Source organism: Ruegeria sp. G5 (assembly GCF_056533365.1).
On record NZ_JBQFOK010000015.1, the window covers coordinates 23,151 to 40,705 of the forward strand.

The 17,555-nt window shown below is 55.2% G+C and carries 20 protein-coding genes and 1 tRNA gene; 16 read left to right on the forward strand and 5 right to left on the reverse strand.

The features are described from left to right. Positions 1–16: 16 nt before the first annotated feature. From phhA to ACR0BD_RS19055, 5 genes are all read left to right on the forward strand, one after another. Positions 17–817: a phenylalanine 4-monooxygenase gene (gene phhA, locus ACR0BD_RS19035; RefSeq protein WP_480832788.1), complete on the forward strand. Its 801-nt coding sequence runs from the start codon at positions 17–19 to the stop codon at positions 815–817. A 6-nt stretch (positions 818–823) separates the two neighbouring features. Beyond that, positions 824–1,177, forward strand: a complete 354-nt coding sequence (locus ACR0BD_RS19040) for a 4a-hydroxytetrahydrobiopterin dehydratase (RefSeq protein WP_480832790.1) — start codon at positions 824–826, stop codon at positions 1,175–1,177. Between the two features lie 133 nt (positions 1,178–1,310). Continuing rightward, positions 1,311–2,885 carry a lysine--tRNA ligase gene (locus ACR0BD_RS19045; protein WP_480832792.1) on the forward strand — a complete coding sequence of 525 codons (1,575 nt, stop codon included), beginning with the start codon at positions 1,311–1,313 and terminating at the stop codon, positions 2,883–2,885. A 48-nt stretch (positions 2,886–2,933) separates the two neighbouring features. Continuing rightward, entirely contained in the window at positions 2,934–3,335 is a 402-nt protein-coding gene (locus ACR0BD_RS19050) for a DUF4864 domain-containing protein (RefSeq protein ID WP_480832794.1), read from the forward strand. A gap of 137 nt (positions 3,336–3,472) precedes the next feature. Then, positions 3,473–5,761, forward strand: a complete 2,289-nt coding sequence (locus tag ACR0BD_RS19055) for a right-handed parallel beta-helix repeat-containing protein (protein ID WP_480832796.1) — start codon at positions 3,473–3,475, stop codon at positions 5,759–5,761. Positions 5,762–5,769: 8 nt separating this feature from the next. On the opposite strand, the gene ACR0BD_RS19060 is transcribed toward ACR0BD_RS19055, so the two are convergent. Beyond that, positions 5,770–6,453, reverse strand: coding sequence for a hypothetical protein (locus ACR0BD_RS19060; RefSeq protein ID WP_480832798.1), 684 nt, complete (start codon positions 6,451–6,453; stop codon positions 5,770–5,772). Positions 6,454–6,574: 121 nt separating this feature from the next. Between ACR0BD_RS19060 and ACR0BD_RS19065 the strand changes: the two genes are divergently transcribed. Together ACR0BD_RS19065 and ACR0BD_RS19070 are read left to right on the forward strand one after the other, a co-directional pair. After that, a complete protein-coding gene (locus tag ACR0BD_RS19065) occupies positions 6,575–6,901 on the forward strand; it encodes an antibiotic biosynthesis monooxygenase family protein (RefSeq protein ID WP_480832800.1) in 327 nt (108 codons plus the stop codon). Positions 6,902–6,967: 66 nt separating this feature from the next. After that, entirely contained in the window at positions 6,968–7,375 is a 408-nt protein-coding gene (locus ACR0BD_RS19070; protein WP_480695085.1) for a universal stress protein, read from the forward strand. Here ACR0BD_RS19070 and ACR0BD_RS19075 read toward each other — a convergent pair. Further along, positions 7,372–7,863 (reverse strand): HugZ family pyridoxamine 5'-phosphate oxidase, encoded by a 492-nt coding sequence (locus tag ACR0BD_RS19075; RefSeq protein WP_480832802.1) that lies wholly within the window; start codon positions 7,861–7,863, stop codon positions 7,372–7,374. The genes ACR0BD_RS19070 and ACR0BD_RS19075 overlap by 4 nt on opposite strands. A 275-nt stretch (positions 7,864–8,138) precedes the next feature. On the opposite strand from ACR0BD_RS19075, the gene ACR0BD_RS19080 reads away from it, so the two are divergent. From ACR0BD_RS19080 to ACR0BD_RS19090, 3 genes are all read left to right on the forward strand, one after another. Continuing rightward, a complete protein-coding gene (locus tag ACR0BD_RS19080) occupies positions 8,139–8,447 on the forward strand; it encodes an excalibur calcium-binding domain-containing protein (protein ID WP_480832804.1) in 309 nt (102 codons plus the stop codon). A gap of 38 nt (positions 8,448–8,485) precedes the next feature. Further along, positions 8,486–8,839 (forward strand): MmcQ/YjbR family DNA-binding protein, encoded by a 354-nt coding sequence (locus tag ACR0BD_RS19085; RefSeq protein WP_480832806.1) that lies wholly within the window; start codon positions 8,486–8,488, stop codon positions 8,837–8,839. 182 nt (positions 8,840–9,021) lie between these two features. Then, positions 9,022–9,312: an antibiotic biosynthesis monooxygenase family protein gene (locus tag ACR0BD_RS19090; protein WP_480695077.1), complete on the forward strand. Its 291-nt coding sequence runs from the start codon at positions 9,022–9,024 to the stop codon at positions 9,310–9,312. 210 nt (positions 9,313–9,522) lie between these two features. On the opposite strand, the gene ACR0BD_RS19095 is transcribed toward ACR0BD_RS19090, so the two are convergent. Together ACR0BD_RS19095 and uvrB are read right to left on the reverse strand one after the other, a co-directional pair. Further along, entirely contained in the window at positions 9,523–10,359 is an 837-nt protein-coding gene (locus ACR0BD_RS19095) for a HEPN domain-containing protein (protein ID WP_480832808.1), read from the reverse strand. A 2-nt stretch (positions 10,360–10,361) separates the two neighbouring features. Next, positions 10,362–12,548, reverse strand: coding sequence for an excinuclease ABC subunit UvrB (uvrB, locus tag ACR0BD_RS19100; protein ID WP_480832810.1), 2,187 nt, complete (start codon positions 12,546–12,548; stop codon positions 10,362–10,364). Between the two features lie 154 nt (positions 12,549–12,702). On the opposite strand from uvrB, the gene ACR0BD_RS19105 reads away from it, so the two are divergent. The 3 genes from ACR0BD_RS19105 (at position 12,703) to ACR0BD_RS19115 (ending at position 13,589) form a co-directional block, all read left to right on the forward strand. Further along, positions 12,703–13,014: an ETC complex I subunit gene (locus tag ACR0BD_RS19105; protein WP_480832812.1), complete on the forward strand. Its 312-nt coding sequence runs from the start codon at positions 12,703–12,705 to the stop codon at positions 13,012–13,014. Then, entirely contained in the window at positions 13,015–13,491 is a 477-nt protein-coding gene (locus ACR0BD_RS19110; RefSeq protein WP_480695069.1) for a GNAT family N-acetyltransferase, read from the forward strand. A gap of 21 nt (positions 13,492–13,512) precedes the next feature. After that, positions 13,513–13,589: transfer RNA gene (locus ACR0BD_RS19115), tRNA-Arg, on the forward strand. A 122-nt stretch (positions 13,590–13,711) separates the two neighbouring features. Here ACR0BD_RS19115 and ACR0BD_RS19120 read toward each other — a convergent pair. Continuing rightward, positions 13,712–13,885 (reverse strand): hypothetical protein, encoded by a 174-nt coding sequence (locus ACR0BD_RS19120; protein WP_480832814.1) that lies wholly within the window; start codon positions 13,883–13,885, stop codon positions 13,712–13,714. Between the two features lie 384 nt (positions 13,886–14,269). On the opposite strand from ACR0BD_RS19120, the gene iolG reads away from it, so the two are divergent. From iolG to ACR0BD_RS19135, 3 genes are all read left to right on the forward strand, one after another. Then, positions 14,270–15,268 carry an inositol 2-dehydrogenase gene (gene iolG, locus ACR0BD_RS19125; RefSeq protein ID WP_480832815.1) on the forward strand — a complete coding sequence of 333 codons (999 nt, stop codon included), beginning with the start codon at positions 14,270–14,272 and terminating at the stop codon, positions 15,266–15,268. A gap of 137 nt (positions 15,269–15,405) precedes the next feature. Then, positions 15,406–16,347, forward strand: coding sequence for a sugar ABC transporter substrate-binding protein (locus tag ACR0BD_RS19130; RefSeq protein WP_480832817.1), 942 nt, complete (start codon positions 15,406–15,408; stop codon positions 16,345–16,347). A gap of 83 nt (positions 16,348–16,430) precedes the next feature. Beyond that, a complete protein-coding gene (locus ACR0BD_RS19135; protein WP_480695064.1) occupies positions 16,431–17,555 on the forward strand; it encodes an ABC transporter permease in 1,125 nt (374 codons plus the stop codon).

The window sequence follows — 17,555 nt, forward strand, 5'->3', positions numbered from 1 at the left end:
TTAAGGAGGATACACAATGCCGAATTCGACCAAGTATGTAGCGAAAGTGGCCGATACACAGGGTCATATCGTTTATTCGCCCGAAGAGGACGCTGTTTGGGCTGATCTTTATGCGGCGCAGGCCAACAATATTAACCGTTACATGGCGCAGGATTATTTGGATGGTTTGGCGCGGCTGGCTTTACCCAAGACAAAGGTGCCGTCCTGCGTCGAAATCTCGGAGCGTCTGATGGATATGACCGGTTGGCGCGTGCAGCCGGTTCCGGCCTTGATCGGGTTCAAGACATTTTTCGGGATGTTGGCTGACCGCGTGTTTCCTGCCGCTTCCTTTATTCGGTCTCGTGAAGATTTCGAATATATCGAAGAGCCCGATATTTTTCACGAGATATTCGGGCATACCCCGTTGTTGAGCGATCCTCGCTTTGCCGCGTTCAGCCAGGCGATTGGCAAAGCTGGCGTGCGGGCGGGCGACAAAGATTACGCGTGGCTCATACGTCTTTATTGGTTTTCCATAGAGTTTGGCCTGCGCCGCCAGAATGGCGAGATCAAGGCCCTGGGGTCGGGGCTAGCCTCATCCCCGACTGAGCTGGTTTACGCGGTTGAGAGCGATATCCCGGATCGTGATCCGTTCGACATAATGACAATCCTGCGGACACCGTATCGGATCGACATGCATCAGATGGGGTATTTCGTTTTGGACGATCCTGAAGATTTGTTCGCGGCCGCGGATCGCGATCTGCTGGCAGACGTTCGCCAAGCGCAGAGGTTGGGGCTGCTGCCCAGCAAATTCCCCGAAAAAACAACCGCCGCGGAGTAGATAGAAATGGCGCAATCAAACGAAACCTGTAACCTATCTGATCGAAATTGCGCGCCCTGTTCAGGCGGTCTTCCTGCGTTGTCACCTGAAGATGCCAGATCACGCCTGGGCGCGCTTGCTGCTGATTGGACCCTTGATGCAGACGGTAAGCAGCTATTAAGGCACTTTGCGTTCAAGGGCTTTGCCAAGGCGACCTATCTTGCCAATCTTTGCGCGTGGCTGGCCGACAAGGAGGGACATCATCCAGATATTTCTTTTGGTTGGGGATATGTGGATGTTCGTTTGACAACGCATGAGATTGGCGGGCTCAGCGAAAATGATTTTATCTGGGCGGCGAAACTGGATCAGCTAACGGCCTAGTTTATGGTCAGCCGTCGTTCTCGTTAGGAAAAATCCCGCCCTTTATTGACTCATGCTGCACCGGCACAATAGGAGGGGTCGGTCGGTTGCATAGGGCAACCGGTCCTGTTTTCCTGATGGAGCCCGTACACAAATGTCTGAACTGCGTGAAACCGCGATGTCGTCCAAGGCCTGGCCTTTTGAAGAGGCGCGTCGGGTCCTCAAACGCTATCAGAAAGCAGCGCCGGAAAAGGGCTATGTTCTGTTTCAAACCGGGTATGGCCCCTCGGGTTTGCCCCATATCGGGACCTTCGGCGAAGTGGCCCGGACGTCCATGGTACGCCACGCTTTTGAACAGATCAGCGATATCCCAACCAAGCTGATTTGCTTTTCGGACGACATGGATGGGTTCCGAAAGGTACCGACGAATGTTCCGATGCAAGAAGAGCTTAAAGAAGATCTGCATCTGCCATTGACCAAAGTGCGTGATCCCTTTGGAACCCATGAGGGCTTTGCACAACACAACAACGCAATGTTGTGTGATTTCCTTGATAGTTTCGGATTCGAATACGAATTTGCGTCGGCCACAGATTACTATACCAGCGGCAAGTTTGATGACATGCTGCTGACAGCGCTAGAGCGTTTTGAAAAGATACAGGAAATCATGCTGCCTACCCTTGGGGCCGAGCGGCGTGAGACCTATTCTTGCTTCCTGCCTGTAAGCCCGAAAACCGGTCATGTGCTGCAAGTGCCGACGTTGGAGCGAAACGTGGCCAAGGGTACGATTGTGTATCAGGAACCCGATGGTGAAAAGGTCGAAATCCCGGTCACCGGCGGCAACGTCAAGATGCAGTGGAAGCCTGACTGGGCGATGCGCTGGGCCGCCTTGGGCGTGGATTATGAGATGTCGGGTAAGGACCTGATCGACTCGGTCACGCAGTCGTCCAAGATCTGCCGGGCGCTGGGCAAACAGCCGCCCGAGTCCCTGAGCTATGAGCTATTCAATGATGAGCAGGGGCAGAAGATTTCCAAGTCGAAAGGCAACGGACTGTCTATGGAAGAGTGGCTGACTTATGCCGCGCCCGAGAGCTTGTCATATTTCATGTACCAAAAGCCCAAAACGGCAAAGCGTTTGTATTTTGACGTTATCCCGAAAGCGGTTGACGAGTATCATCAGCAACTGCGCGCCTATCCGGATCAAGAGTTGAAAGCGCAATTGAACAATCCGGCCTGGCATATTCACGGTGGGGATGTCCCCAAGTCGACCTTGATGGTGCCGTTCGCAATGCTGCTGAATTTGGCCTCAGTCTCAGGTGCCGAAGACAAAGAAGCGCTTTGGGGCTTCATTCGTCGTTATGCGCCTGAAGCGACGTCAGAAACGCATCCCGATCTGGATCAGGCCGCAGGTTTCGCGGTGCGATACTTCAACGATTTCGTCAAACCAACAAGGCAGCATCGTGCACCGAGCGAACAGGAACGTGAGGCGCTTGAGGCGTTGAAAGCCGCGCTTGAGGCCTATGACGGCCCGATCGAGGACGAGGCGCTGCAATCGGTGGTCTATTCCATCGGTCGTGAACGCTTTGATCCGATGCGGGGCTGGTTCACGGCGCTCTACGAAGTGTTGCTGGGCGCTTCACAAGGGCCGCGCTTTGGTGGCTTCATCGCGCTTTATGGTGTGCCGGAAACGATCGCGCTGATTGATAATGCACTGGCCGGAGAGCTGGCCTGATTTGACCTGTTTCCGCATGGGGCTACCCTTGTTTCAGGAGGTAGCCCCATGCGTCGTTTCTTACTTGCCTTGTCTTTGAGTTTTGGCCTGACCTCGGCTGTGTTCGCACAGAGCGATGAAATTGAGGCTAATATCGCGGCGCAGATACAGGCGTTCAAAGCGGACGATTTCGCAACGGCCTTTACCTTTGCCAGCCCGAACATTCAGCAGCTTTTCCAAACGCCCGACAATTTCGGGGTGATGGTGCGCCGCGGATATCCCATGGTCTGGCGCCCGTCTGAAGTTAGGTTCTTGGATCTGCGCGAGATTGACGGGGCCCTGTGGCAGAAGGTCATGATCGTCGATAGCGACGGGCAGGTCCATATTCTGGATTACCAGATGGTACAGCTTGAAAGCGGCTGGAAAATCAACGGCGTGCAGCTTCTGGCCAATTCGGACCCTGCAGCCTGACGCAACACCACCGTCACGGCGGCATGACTGGCAGTTAATTCCTTTCGGATACTCAGACCTTTGCGCTCGGGGCACCCTCGGGCACTGGGTTCACGCGCATGGTGTTCGACCGCCGCGCAATTGGGAAAGGGATTTTGATGAACAAGGCAATCACAGACGGTATCGTGTTTATGCCGCCTTCTTTTGCAAATGGCTTGAACGTTTGGTCCAGTGGCGATGGAACACCGGGTTCACCGACTTATGCCGGGTCTGGCAACGGGGTGTTTGTTCCTGCCGACGCGGATTTTGGCGGCTGTCTCGAAATTCTAAAGATCAGCCCGACGCAAAAGCTGCGCTATATGGGGCAAACTCCGCTGCAACCAGGGTGCTATTTGCAGATCAAGGCTCGCGTCAAGGCGATTAGCGGTCCGTTGCCCGAAGTCAGGATCGCAGCATGGGCTGGCGGGGCAGGTGACACCCATATTGATAGCGTTGTTGAACAAGGCCCTGCGGTGCAGCTTTCGGGGTATGGCAACGTACACGAAGTTACGGCGATTGTTGGCGCGGGTCAGCGCCAGGGTGTGGATATGCCGTGGGGTGTTTCTGCGCTATACGGCCATTTCGGATTGGACCTTGTTGGTGCCAATGGATCGGTTGTGCGCGTTGATGATATCGAGATTGCGGATGTCACCAGTGTCTTTCTACGCGATATGATCAGCCTTGTGGACGTTCGCGATTTCGGTGCGGTCGGAGATGGCTTGGCGGACGATACAGATGCGTTCGAAGCGGCGGATCAAGCCGCTGGCGGCCGCCGTGTCTTTGTATCTGAAGGTGTTTACCGTTTGACACAAAACACCACAATATCTTCCGAAATCGAGTTCGAGGGCACCCTGACCATGCCTGACGACAAGATGCTGCTTTTGACGAAAAACTTTGATTTGCCGGCTTACATCACAGCCTTTGGAGACGAAGAGCTGGCGTTCAAGAAAGCGTTCCAGGCGCTGCTGAACAATTCGGATCATGAATCCTTGGACATGGGCGGGCGCAAAATTTCGGTTAACGCGCCGATTGATATGGCAGCGGCTGTTCCGAATAGACAAAGCGGCTTTTCAACGCGGCGGATCATTCGCAACGGTCAATTCGATGTCAAAAGTAATGAAGCGTGGGATACCGAGTCGTTCACATCGGTCGCGACCTATAATCCAAACGACCCGACGCGGCTGACGAATGTTGCAAATGTCGCCAATATTCCGGTGGGGTCGCTTGTGCAAGGAAGTGGCGTGGGACGCGAAATATATGTGCGCTCCAAGAATGTCGGTGCTGGTGAAATAACGCTGAACGCGCCAATCTATGATGCATCGGGCACGCAGACATTCACGTTCGTTTCCTTTAAATATCTTTTGGATTTCAGCGGGTTCAGCACATTGCGCAAATTCGGAATGGAAGAGATTGAATTCCAGTGTAATGGCCGTTGCAGCGCGATCCGTCTGGCTCCGTCTGGCAGCACCTTTGCAATCTCAAACTGCTTTATCAGCCGTCCGATGGATCGGGGGATCACGTCGACGGGCACAGGCTGTCAGGGGATGCTGATCGACAATTGCCAGTTCTTGTCCACCGAAGAGTCGTTCAACGTGTCTGATCGAAAGTCGATTGCGTTGAATGCAACAGCTAACGACGTCAAGTTGCGGCACAACCGGGCTGTCAGGTTCCTGCACTTTGCCGTATTAGGTGGCACGAACAATCTGGTGTTGGGGAACCATTTCTTTCAGGGCGACAGCATTCCACAGGGCGTGCGCAGTGCGGGCCTGGTGATGATCGGGACGTATAACAGCTCGACCATTTCCGAGAATTATGTCGACAATTGCTTTGTGCAGTGGACGAATGAACGAGATGCCAACCCTGTCTACACGGCCGGGTTTTCATTCAGCGCCATGAGCATCACCGACAACATTTTCTACTCGAGCGAAGTTGCCCCTTGGTTCAGTTCGATTGTCATTCGCCCACACGGCGGAGGCCATTTTCTGAATGGTGTCGTGGTAACTGGAAACAAATTCCGTTCGACCAACGGCAGTATTGATCGCGCGGAACGGGTCGATACAAGTTTTGCAAGCCTGAATAAAAACGCCCATATGAATGTGACTTTCCAGAACAATACGTTCCACGGTGTCACGACAAAGGTCGAAAGCCCATTGCGGTTAAGGCATACACAGAACTCGGTTGCTCAAGTCTGGACGATCTCTGCGAATAGTCGGTTGCCGTTCGTGGGAAAAACCCGTGGTGCCGATGCGGTAACGGCGTTGGGGCCGCTTAAGAATGCTTTCGGGGCGACTGTCTACGCAACGCCTTACGTTGATCTGGAGCGCGGGTCCAACGGCGACGCTATCCAACTACGCTGGCCTCAGGCCGTTCGGGGAGAGGTATCCGCGATTACCCGAATGGATCGCTGAGGTTTAACTCAGTATTCGCCCCAAATAGCCAACCTGATGCCCGTGTTGCTACGGGCATCGTTTTGTTCGAGACCAATCACCCAAGTCGTGGGCTTTCCTGGTTTTCGGATGAGGATCGAGGGGCGTATGCGCCAATACAGCGGGTCTCCGCTGCGATAAGAGGTTTCTATCTGCACGAGCGGGTTCACAAGGCGCGGCGCAGACAGCCCTGCGGTCAGGTCCAGCTTTCGATAGAGTGCGTCATGGGTTCGATACTCGAGCGTTGTATCGACGGCCAACCAGCCGTTGCCCCAACCGGACTGAAATCCCTTGCCATAAGACAGCGTTGCTTTGTACAGCGCCCAAGCACCATGGTACCTGTGGTGCACCCCCGCACCGAACTGCGCTGCGAAGCGACCTTGGTTTTGAAGATCTACGATTGGTACGCGCATAAATGCAGTGGCATGGCCATATAGATCCCGGTTTTCTTCAAAGTCGAACCCGAGCGTCAGGTCGTCTTTCAGGCCCCATTCAGCATAAACCGACGATTTGTAATCGTAGCCATAATCGCCATCCTTAAAGACGGTCGCAGAGGCTGCGGTAAAAGCCGAACCCTTTTCGCGCAACCAAGCGCCTGACCAAGCCGGGGCGGCCATCAAAAATAATACCAAAAGGTAAACAACGCGAAACATGCGGGCAGCATCGACCAGCATGGTTAACGGATCGTTAGTAACTCTTCTTTTCTCTGAACCTGCAAAATTCCTGTGCGGGCAACGAAACCCAAGACCTTTTCCAATACTGTGTTAAGTTTAATGCATACAAGGGAGATTCCAGATGCCTAAGATCGTCAAAAACGCCAGCATCCAAACCGTTATTACCACCTTCGAAATGACACCGGGTACGTGTCAGGATTTGTTGGAAGCCCTCACCGATGCCTATTCCGAGTTTATCTCGAAGCAGCCCGGTTTCATCGCCGCTGGTCTGCATGTGAACGACGCGCAGACCCGGATCGCCAATTACTCACAATGGGAGCGGCGCGAGGATTTTCTGGCCATGTTGCGCACACCCGAAATGCGCGACCGAAACCGAAAGATCAATGAGCTTTGCAAAAGCTTTGAGCCGGTCATGTATGATGTAGCAGAAAGTTTTGCCGGATCGTGACCTGAATCAAAGTAAGCCAAGCTGAAAAGACGCATTTTTCCGTGGAATGAAACGGAGGTGTGCATCATGTATCACAACATTCTGGTCCCAATTTCCTTTGATGCCGAGCGGGACATTTCCGGCCCTATGAAACTTGCCGATGTTCTCGCCACACCCGATGCTCAGGTGACACTGTTGCATGTGGTCGAACATATTCCGAACTACGCCATTTCCTACATGCCGCCTGAGTATCTGACTGAGGCGCGCAGGGCGCTGCAGACGGAACTGGATGACTTGGCGGCCAAGTTGCCCAATGCCAAGGGCGTTGTGATCGAGGGCCACTCGGGGCGTACGATTCTGGATTGGGCGCAGGAACATAAACCCGATCTGATCATAATGGCGTCGCATCGGCCCGGAATGCAAGACCTGTTGCTAGGCTCTACGGCTAACCACGTGGTTCGCCACGCTGCTTGCGCAGTGCACGTCGTTCGTTAAGGCAGGGCAAGGTCTTCGGGGCTCAGGCGCCACGCCTTCCCGAAGCCACCGTTCAGAAGGCCGTCAGTGACGGAGAACCGCACAAAGCTGAAATCGGCGAAGCCTACATACAGCTTCGCTTTGGGCCGCAGTTCAAGGTAGTGGCCTCGCAGTCTGTCGTGTTCAGTTGTCGCGCGCGGGACAAACTCTGCCCGCGCGTGCAGCGTCAACCGGGGATGGGTCAGCGGGTCTCCGGTTTCGCCGGGTTCACCGATCAACAGCGCGCAGACGGGGTTGGCGTGCAGCGCGCGGGTATGATCCGAGAGGGATGAGATCAAGGTCATCGGTCGACGATCCGGATCTATGGCCAACGCGATCCGTGAAATCGACGGCACCTGAGTGCCTTCGCGCAGAACCGCCAAGGCCCCGAACGTTGCCGAATCCATTAGCCCTCGGGCAAGGCTGCGCGCTGAATCGTCTGCTGTCCTGAAGGGATCTGCCTTGGCCATTTTGTGTGTCCAATAGGGGTTCGTTGGCGTTTTTGAACCTTAGCTTCTGCAGGCCACAAGTACACGCTTTTGCAGGGGTTTAATTCACAAATGCGTGGTTTCGGTCAGATCGATGAAAAAGCCTCGGATTCGTCGCAATACGTGTATACTACAGATGTATGCCTCCTCAAGAATCCAATTCGCGCCCGGTTTTCACCGACCCGACGGCGCCAAGCCGACGCCGCCGCGCGGATGCCACACGCAGGCGGGCGCTATCTCCGTTTCGTATCTTTTTTATGATCCTGATGTTGCCGGTCACAACGGCGGCGATCGCGATGAGTGTTTATATCCGCACTTCTGAGTTTGAACAGGAAGAGGCTTTGTTGCACCTGATCGCCATGACCGGGTGCGAGGCCGCGACAAAGATCATACCGGGGCCATATTACGACGGGGAACCCGGCTATCACCTGCGCAACGATCCCGATGGCGACGGTATTGCGTGCGACCGGTCCTCGCGCGTTTCCCAACCGCAGGCCAGCGCGTCCCCGGCTATTGCACAACCTGCGGCGCGCGAAGTTGGCGATGCCAAGTTTTTGCGCCCCTGACGCTGGTTCTGTCAGACCTTTGAGGGCGAGCCCATCGAATGACCCGGGATGAGTTCAACACCTTTTGCGCATCGCTCAAGGCTACAACGCATGTTGTGCAGTGGGGCAATGCGGACGTGTGGAAAGTGGGCGGCAAGGTCTTTGCGATTTGCGGTTGGAACAACGGCAAGGATGCGTTCACCTTCAAGGCCACCGATCTGGCGTTTGAGGTACTAAGCGATGAGCCCGGCATCCGCCCTGCGCCCTATCTGGCCTCGCGGGGGATGAAGTGGCTGCAGATCTATGAAGAACGCGGGATGAGCGACGCCTCGCTGCGCGAGCATATCGTAACGTCCTATGATCTGGTGGTGTCCAAGCTGACCAAAAAGGCAAGGGCGGATCTGGGGGTCTAGGGTACACGGCAGACCTACAACCTTGGGGTGCTGATCAGCATGCCCGGGTGAGGCGCGTGGTTGAAAATGCGCCGAATTCATAAGTATCAATACGAGATTATCGACCGCCATGCTACCTTGTGCGCGGCGGGATTTCTTTGATCGCGCCCTATGGCAATTTCGCCAGACGAGGGAGGACAGTCATGTTTGCACGTATTACTCAATTCAAAATGAAGCCAGGCACGCGCGAGGCCGCGACGGCGAAAATGAACGCGTTGAAGTCAGAAATCATGGGCATGCCTGGCATGCACAGCTTTACCAACGTGATGAACGAAGACGGCTCGGGCTATGTGATCTCGGTGGTCGAGAGCGAGGCGACCTCGGACGCGAACGCGCCCAAAGTGGCCGAGCTGTGGGGCCATTTCGCCGAATTCATGGAAGGCCCACCGACACCGGTTGGGTATGATGTGATTGCCCATTGGGATAAGGGGTGAGTTAAAGGGCGGGGGTTTCCCCGCCCTTTTTGGGGCGGTGTAGGATGGGGTTTTACCCCATCATGCGTTTGGCCGCCGCCGGGTGATGGGTTGGAAACCTATCCTACGCTTGCTGCAAGTAAGAAGTGTAGGGTGTGTCGGATGAGGTATTATCCCACCATGCTTTTGGATGCTTCCAGTTTGCTCGGTCGAAAACCCATTCTACGAATGCTAGCCAAAAGCTGACAATCCGTCTAATTTGCTAGGGAGAAGCTCGGCACAAAGCGCGACTCCAAGTTGTGAAGCGCTGGCTTGGGTAATCACGTCAATTCTTGAACTCTCATTTGGATCAAACCTGCTAGATGTGTAATCTGGAAGAACAGATACGATATTTTTGACCTCTTTAAGAATGTCTTTGGGGAAAAATTTCTCTAGTTCATTCAAGAGCTTTTCTTGGTCGTGACCAATCTTTTTCCTCAAGTGTTCTTTGGGAAAGCCGTTTTCAAGCATGACTGCCTTAGCCGCCAGCTCAAACGTTAACCAAGTTTCAGAATTGGAGAACCCAACAAAATAAGATCGCGACAAATTGTCGGAAATCGAATTCAAGTACGAGTTGCTTTTCTGCCAAAAAAAGCGAGCGGTGTCGGATTTAATTGCTGAAGGTTGTACGTTGTTGGCTAGTAGAACCACTATGGATTGAGCCGAAACATGATTAAAGATATCGTCCCGATTGCGACAAAAGTCCCGCAACTCCTGTTCGGAATGGAAGCCGCAAATACTATGAGGTTTAAAGGTAACTGTGCCAAATGGAATAGGTAGCGCAACTTTTTTGACTCTATCCAAGGAATTGATAAACCCGGTACCCATTCCCGGCCAACTCAGCGAATATTCGGGAAACAGTTTTCTATAATCAGAAGCTATTTCTTGCTCTAGTTCCGTGGGGAAGTTTCCGTAGACCGGGCCTAAAATCATTTTCGCAGCACTTTCTGCTCGACAGTGAAATGGTACGCCAACTTCGCTCATTTTTTCGTCCGCATCCAAAATGTCTTTTTCAGACCATTTTTTCAATTCTACCTCTTCCTCCGCTTCACATTCCCGCCCCGCTGCCCCGGCCTGCCCGCCGTTGACCGTCCGCGCGATTTCAACGCATCCTCGGACGCTTTCTCGACCGCCCATTGACGCGCCATGGGGTCGTCGGCGACGGCCAGATCGACCGCCTCCAGACGTTTGATCTCATCCCGGATACTGGCGGCCTCTTCGAATTCAAGGTTCTCGGCGGCTTTGCGCATTTGCTCGCGCAGGCCGTCCAGGTGCGCTTCCAAATTCGCGCCGTGCATCGGTTTGTCGATGGTGGCAGTGACGCGGTTCATGTCGACGTCGCCTTCGTAGAGACCGGCCAGCACGTCCTCGACATTCTTTTTCACCGTCTCGGGCGTGATGCCGTGTTCCTCGTTATACGCGATCTGCTTGGCGCGGCGGCGGTTGGTCTCGTTCAGTGCGCGCTCCATGCTGCCGGTGATCTTGTCGGCATACATGATCACTCGCCCCTCGGCGTTCCGCGCGGCGCGGCCGATGGTCTGGACCAGAGAGGTCTCGGACCGAAGGAAGCCTTCCTTGTCGGCGTCCAGAATGGCGACCAGCCCGCATTCGGGGATGTCGAGCCCCTCACGCAGCAGGTTTATGCCGACCAACACGTCGAACGCGCCCAGCCGCAAGTCGCGTAGGATTTCGATCCGCTCAATCGTGTCAATATCCGAGTGCATGTAGCGGACTTTGATGCCCTGTTCGTGCAGGTATTCGGTCAGATCCTCGGCCATGCGTTTGGTCAGGGTCGTGACCAACGTACGGAAGCCATCGGCGGCCACCTTGCGCACCTCGTCCAGCAGATCGTCCACCTGCATCGATACGGGGCGGATTTCGACCTCTGGGTCTAGCAGGCCGGTGGGACGGATCACTTGTTCGGTGAAAACGCCACCCGATTGGTCCAGCTCCCAAGCCGCCGGGGTGGCCGACACAAAGACGGATTGCGGGCGCATGGCGTCCCATTCCTCGAACTTCAGCGGGCGGTTGTCCATGCAGGACGGCAGGCGGAACCCGTGTTCGGCCAGTGTGAATTTGCGGCGATAGTCGCCTCGGTACATGCCGCCGATTTGCGGGACAGAGACGTGGGATTCGTCGGCAAAGACGATGGCGTTGTCTGGGATGAATTCGAACAAGGTCGGGGGTGGTTCGCCCGGCGCGCGGCCGGTCAGATAGCGCGAGTAGTTTTCGATCCCGTTACAGACGCCGGTGGCCTCGAGCATTTCCAGATCGAAGTTGGTACGCTGTTCCAGACGCTGGGCCTCCAGCAGTTTGCCTTCGCCGACCAGTTGGTCCAGCCGGATGCGTAGCTCTTTCTTAATCCCGATGATCGCCTGCTGCATAGTGGGCTTGGGCGTCACGTAGTGCGAGTTTGCGTAGACCCGGATTTGCTCCATCGTATCGGTTTTCTCACCCGTCAGCGGATCGAATTCGGTGATCTGTTCCAGTTCTTCACCGAAGAAAGACAGCTTCCAAGCGCGGTCCTCGAGGTGGGCAGGCCAGATCTCCAGTGAATCACCACGTACCCGGAAGGAGCCACGCTGAAACGCCTGATCATTGCGGCGGTATTGCTGGGCGACCAGATCCGCCATCACTTGCCGCTGGTCATAGTCACTGCCCACCTTCAAATCCTGGGTCATCGCGCCATAGGTCTCGACTGAGCCGATGCCGTAGATGCACGAGACCGAGGCCACGATGATCACATCGTCGCGCTCCAGCAGCGCCCGCGTGGCCGAGTGGCGCATCCGGTCGATCTGTTCGTTGATCTGGGATTCTTTCTCGATATACGTGTCCGACCGCGGCACATAGGCCTCGGGCTGGTAATAGTCATAGTAGCTGACAAAATACTCGACCGAGTTTTCGGGGAAGAACCCTTTGAACTCACCATAAAGCTGCGCGGCCAGCGTCTTGTTGGGTGCAAGGATGATGGCGGGGCGCTGGGTTTCCTCGATCACCTTGGCCATGGTGAAGGTCTTGCCCGTGCCGGTCGCGCCCAGCAGAACCTGATCGCGCTCGCCGTCCCGGACCCCTCCGGCCAGTTCCGTGATGGCTGTGGGCTGGTCGCCTGCCGGGTTGAATTCGGTGTGCATGACAAACGCCTTGCCGCCTTCCAGTTTAAGGCGGGCGCGGACATCTTCGGCAGTCAGCTGGGTCTTGTCGGAATGAGCATAGGCCATAAGGGAGGGATTCCTTTCGCGCCTGATTTTGGTCTGTTTTTGTTCTTGTTCAAGGGGGCATTTCCATTGCACGAAATTGCGACAATTGCGGACTTGTCCACACCGCGCGTCTGACGCATAAACACCCTCAGCCAAGTGAGTACGGAGAGGCGATATGCGCGCACGGATTTACCAGCCTTCACGGAATGCCATGACCTCGGGTATGGCAAAGACCCGGCACTGGATTCTGGAGTATGCTCCTGCATCGGCGCGCGAGGTTGATCCGTTGATGGGCTGGACTTCTTCCAGTGACACACAGACTCAGGTGCGCCTAAAGTTCGATACCAAGGAAGAGGCGCTGGATTACGCCAAGGACAACGGCATAGATGCGCAGGTCAGCGAACCGCACAAGCGCAAGCCAAACCTGCGTGCCCGAGGCTATGGCGAGAATTTTGCCACTGATCGCCGGGCACCCTGGACACACTGAATGATCGAAATTCGAAGAGCAGACCCAACATCGGACGAATTGCGTCCGGTGGTTGAGGCGCATTTTGCCCACAGCGAAACGGCCGGCCCTGCTGAAAGCAATCATACGATGGATGCGGCTGGGTTGGCAGGTGCGTCCATGCGGTTCTGGGCCATGTATGACGGTGACCGGCCTGTCGGGTGCGGGGCTCTTAAAACGTTGCCGGATGGAACTGTCGAGGTGAAGTCTGTGCATGTGCTGGCGCGCGAACGCGGCCGCGGTTTGGCACGAACCATGATGGATTTTCTGGCGGATGTCGCGCGAGAGGACGGTGCATCTGCGCTGGTTCTTGAAACCGGCGCGGATCACCTGCCGGAATATGACGCGGCGCGAAAGCTGTACGAAGCCCTTGGATATTCCTATTGCGGTCCAATCTTCGGGTACGACCCGGACCCCAACAGCGCATTCATGCGCTTGGCCCTTGAACCCCGGTCGTAAAACCAGCAAGAAGGGCGCAGCGGTCCCGTAGCTCAACTGGATAGAGCAGCTGACTTCTAATCAGCAGGTTGAGGGTTCGAGTCCTTCCGGGATCGCCATATCATTCAAATCGAGAGTATTTGAACAACTCAAAAGGGCCGACAGCCTGTATGCTGTCAGCTTAAAATATCGGTTGCCGAATGCGCAGCTGGTCAAGTGGTGGCTTCAGCTGCGCCACATCTCACTTGATAAACACCAAGCGGCCAAGGCAGTAGAGCCCGATCAGTACGGCCACAAGAAGCACCGGATTGTCCACAAGTTGGCCAAACCACGATGAAACACCAAAATCGCCAAAGTTGAATCCGCTAAGACTGAACTTTGAACCGCCACCAGAGACGGACCCAAAATCAAACATAGTAATAACACCCCACAAACAATGGGGTATTATGGCACAAATCCGCTGAAAAATCGCGATATTCGGATGTTTGGTGTGTAAGCAGCTGTAAAATAACATTTTCCTCCGCTGCTGGTGATGTAATTCCAGTTGCTGCCAGCTCGGATTTTGCAGAGAATCACTTGAATTTTCAGGACGCTAGATTGGCTGATCCACTTAGGCCGGTTCAGACCGGGGCAACGCGGGAAGAAGGTGCTGTAACGACCAGTCCCGGGATGGAAAAGCCGACCTTTAGCAATTCAAGCTTGCGGATAAGCGCAAATTTTGGAAGCCGTTGAAAAAATTCTTGCAACCGGTTGCAATAGGAAACATTGTGTCCGGGAAGACTGGATTCGGGAGAACGGCATGCTCAAGATCGGATTGCTGGGGGCAGGGCGAATTGGCCGTGTGCATGCAAATACCATTTCTGCGCATCCTCAGACCGAACTGACGGCAATTTCGGATGCAGTTCCCGATGCGGCCAAGGCGTTGGCTGATGAATTCGGGGCTCAGGTAATGAATTCCGAAGAGATTATTGCTGATTCTTCGATTGACGCCGTTCTTATTGCGACGCCCACTGATACCCATTCTGATTTGATAGAATCCGCTACACAGGCGGGAAAAGCGGTTTTGTGCGAAAAGCCGGTCGACCTTGGCCTCAACAGGGCGATTGTCTGTCAAAAGACTGCTGCGGCGACTGAGAAACCTGTGATGATCGGCTTTAATCGCCGCTTTGACCCCGGGTTTTCGGCACTGAAGAATGCTTATGACAAGGGTGAAATCGGCAAGGCGGAACTATTGTCGATTACGTCGTTCGACCCTGCACCACCACCGGTAAGCTATGTAAAAGTCTCTGGCGGTTTGTTTCGCGATATGATGATCCATGACTTTGACATGGCCAACTATCTGACCGGACGCGTTCCGGTTACGATCTCTGCCGTCGGATCCTCGGTCGTGGACCCGGAAATCGGACAGGCTGGGGACGTTGATACCGCTGTAACCACAATGACTTACGAAGACGGCAGCTTGGCGGTTATCAAGAATTCAAGACGCGCGGCTTATGGCTATGATCAACGGGTTGAGCTGTTGGGGTCCAATGGGCTTTTGCAGGCACATAACGTGCTTGAAAACACCGTGGTAAAGTCCACGGCTGACGGCGTGATTGGCGCGAAACCCACATATTTTTTCCTCGAGCGATACATGCCCGCCTACCGCGCTGAATGGGATGCTTTTGTGCAGGCTTTGCTTGGGGGAACAGACATGCCTGTTTCGCTTGAAGACGGTGTTGCTGCACTGGCGATGGCCGAAGCTGCGACCCTCTCTGCCAAGTCCGGCAGGCCGGTCGCGTTGGAGGAAGTTTTTTGAAACCGGTTGCAAAATGATCGGATATCCGGAAACTGAAGACAGCCCGGTTTCTGACCGGGGCAGAGGAGATTCGGTTTAGCCGAATGGTCGGGCAAATCCCGGCAAAAAGTTTGACTGTTCTATTGGGAGGAATGGAAATGAAAATGTTCGTTAAAGGGGTACTGATGGCCAGTGCAGTCGCGCTTGCCGGTGCCACCGGCGCGGCCGCGGAAGGCGAGAAATACATTCTGGTCAGCCACGCCCCTGACAGTGACAGCTGGTGGAACACCATCAAGAACGGCATTGCCCTTGCAGGTGAGCAAATGGGCGTCGAGGTGGAATACCGGAACCCGCCCACGGGCGACCTGGCTGACATGGCGCGGATCATTGATCAGGCCGCCGCGTCTGGGCCAAACGGCATCATCACGACACTGGCAGACCCGGACATTCTGGAAGGCCCGATCCGCGCGGCCGTGGATTCCGGCATCGACGTGATCATCATGAACACCGGTACGCCTGAAAAGGCCCGTGAAGTCGGCGCGCTGATGTATGTTGGCCAGCCGGAATATGATGCAGGTTATGCGGCGGGGCTGCGTGCAAAAGGTGATGGCATCGGGTCGTTCCTGTGCGTGAACCACTACATCGTGCAACCTTCCAGCCAAGAGCGGTGCCAGGGTTTTGCAGACGGTCTGGGCATTGAACTGGGCGAGCAGATGATCGACGCCGGTCAGGACCCCGCGGAAATCAAGAACCGCGTTCTGGCGTATCTTTCCGCAAACCCCGACACGGATGCTGTTCTGACGCTTGGCCCGACCTCGGCTGATCCGACCATTCTGGCGCTGGAAGAAAACGGCATGGCTGGCGACATCTATTTCGGCACCTTCGATCTGGGTGGTGAGATCGTCAAAGGCATCAAAAGCGGTGTGATCCAGTGGGGCATCGACCAGCAGCCCTTCCTGCAGGCCTATCTGCCGGTTGTCGTTATGGCCAACTATCACCGCTACGGCGTGCTGCCGGGCAACAACATCAACTCGGGCCCCGGTTTCGTGACGGCTGACGGGTTGGAGAAGATCGAAGAATTCGCGGGCGAATACCGCTGATCTTCACTGTGGTGCGGGCGCCATATGCGCGCCCGCCCCTCATCAAGTTCTAAACATTCTGTAACGCGCGAGGGGAGGCAACAATGGCTGAATCAGCGCAAACCGCAGCCGGTGGCGACGAACGGATCAAAGAGATCTCGCCGCTGCGCAGGGCTTTAATCCGTCCGGAATTGGGCGGGATGGTCGGTACTGTGGCCGTGTTCACCTTTTTCCTATTGTTTGCCTTCGACAGCGGCATGTTCACCTCTCAGGGTGTTATGAACTGGTCGATCGTTTCGGCTCAATTCATGATTATCGCCGTTGGGGCCTGCCTGCTGATGATCGCCGGAGAGTTCGATCTGTCCGTCGGTTCGATGATCGGCTTTGCGGGGATGATGATCGCGATCTTTTCGGTCACACTGAGCTGGCCGGTTTGGATGGCGATCATTGTGACCTTTGCGCTGTGTGTCTCAATTGGCGCAGTGAACGGATATATCGTCGTACGAACAGGTTTGCCCAGTTTCATTGTGACGCTGGCTTTTCTGTTCATTCTGCGCGGTTTCACAATCTATCTGCCGCAAACGATCGAGCGTAAAACGATCATTGGGGGCATTCGCGATGCGGCTGAAGGGGATTGGCTGGCTTCGGTCTTTGGCGGCAAGGTCGGGCAGGGGTTCTTTGTCTGGCTGGGCGACAACGGGCTTATCGAAACGTTTGAGCGCGGCACGCGCGCCGGGCAACCCGTCGTCGACGGTATCCCGATGTTGCTGATCTGGGCGGCAATCATCATAATCTTTGGCCATGTTTTGTTGACTAAAACCAAATTCGGAAACTGGATTTTTGCCGCCGGAGGCGATGCCGAGGCCGCGCGAAATTCGGGTGTTCCGGTGAACCGCGTCAAAATCCTGATGTTTATGTTTACCGCTTTCTGCGCGACAGTATTCGCCACCTGTCAGGTGATGGAGTTCGGCTCGGCCGGGGCTGACCGCGGATTGCTCAAGGAATTCGAAGCGATCATTGCCGTGGTGATTGGCGGGGCGCTTCTGACGGGCGGCTACGGCTCGGTCCTGGGGGCCGCACTGGGAGCACTGATCTTTGGCGTGGTGCAACAGGGGCTGTTCTTTGCGGGGGTCGAAAGCTCTTTGTTTCGGGTGTTCCTGGGCGTGATCCTGCTGGGGGCGGTGATCCTCAACACCTATATCCGTCGTATCATCACAGGAGAACGCTGA

Excerpts from the sequence above, each read along its gene's own strand:
- phhA (WP_480832788.1), top strand. The coding sequence starts at position 17 with ATGCCGAATTCGACCAAGTATGTAGCGAAAGTGGCCGATACACAGGGT.
- ACR0BD_RS19040 (WP_480832790.1), top strand. The coding sequence starts at position 824 with ATGGCGCAATCAAACGAAACCTGTAACCTATCTGATCGAAATTGCGCG.
- ACR0BD_RS19045 (WP_480832792.1), top strand. The coding sequence starts at position 1,311 with ATGTCTGAACTGCGTGAAACCGCGATGTCGTCCAAGGCCTGGCCTTTT.
- ACR0BD_RS19050 (WP_480832794.1), top strand. The coding sequence starts at position 2,934 with ATGCGTCGTTTCTTACTTGCCTTGTCTTTGAGTTTTGGCCTGACCTCG.
- ACR0BD_RS19055 (WP_480832796.1), top strand. The coding sequence starts at position 3,473 with ATGAACAAGGCAATCACAGACGGTATCGTGTTTATGCCGCCTTCTTTT.
- ACR0BD_RS19060 (WP_480832798.1), bottom strand. The coding sequence starts at position 6,453 with ATGCTGGTCGATGCTGCCCGCATGTTTCGCGTTGTTTACCTTTTGGTA.
- ACR0BD_RS19065 (WP_480832800.1), top strand. The coding sequence starts at position 6,575 with ATGCCTAAGATCGTCAAAAACGCCAGCATCCAAACCGTTATTACCACC.
- ACR0BD_RS19070 (WP_480695085.1), top strand. The coding sequence starts at position 6,968 with ATGTATCACAACATTCTGGTCCCAATTTCCTTTGATGCCGAGCGGGAC.
- ACR0BD_RS19075 (WP_480832802.1), bottom strand. The coding sequence starts at position 7,863 with ATGGCCAAGGCAGATCCCTTCAGGACAGCAGACGATTCAGCGCGCAGC.
- ACR0BD_RS19080 (WP_480832804.1), top strand. The coding sequence starts at position 8,139 with ATGATCCTGATGTTGCCGGTCACAACGGCGGCGATCGCGATGAGTGTT.
- ACR0BD_RS19085 (WP_480832806.1), top strand. The coding sequence starts at position 8,486 with ATGACCCGGGATGAGTTCAACACCTTTTGCGCATCGCTCAAGGCTACA.
- ACR0BD_RS19090 (WP_480695077.1), top strand. The coding sequence starts at position 9,022 with ATGTTTGCACGTATTACTCAATTCAAAATGAAGCCAGGCACGCGCGAG.
- uvrB (WP_480832810.1), bottom strand. The coding sequence starts at position 12,548 with ATGGCCTATGCTCATTCCGACAAGACCCAGCTGACTGCCGAAGATGTC.
- ACR0BD_RS19105 (WP_480832812.1), top strand. The coding sequence starts at position 12,703 with ATGCGCGCACGGATTTACCAGCCTTCACGGAATGCCATGACCTCGGGT.
- ACR0BD_RS19110 (WP_480695069.1), top strand. The coding sequence starts at position 13,015 with ATGATCGAAATTCGAAGAGCAGACCCAACATCGGACGAATTGCGTCCG.
- ACR0BD_RS19120 (WP_480832814.1), bottom strand. The coding sequence starts at position 13,885 with ATGTTTGATTTTGGGTCCGTCTCTGGTGGCGGTTCAAAGTTCAGTCTT.
- iolG (WP_480832815.1), top strand. The coding sequence starts at position 14,270 with ATGCTCAAGATCGGATTGCTGGGGGCAGGGCGAATTGGCCGTGTGCAT.
- ACR0BD_RS19130 (WP_480832817.1), top strand. The coding sequence starts at position 15,406 with ATGAAAATGTTCGTTAAAGGGGTACTGATGGCCAGTGCAGTCGCGCTT.
- ACR0BD_RS19135 (WP_480695064.1), top strand. The coding sequence starts at position 16,431 with ATGGCTGAATCAGCGCAAACCGCAGCCGGTGGCGACGAACGGATCAAA.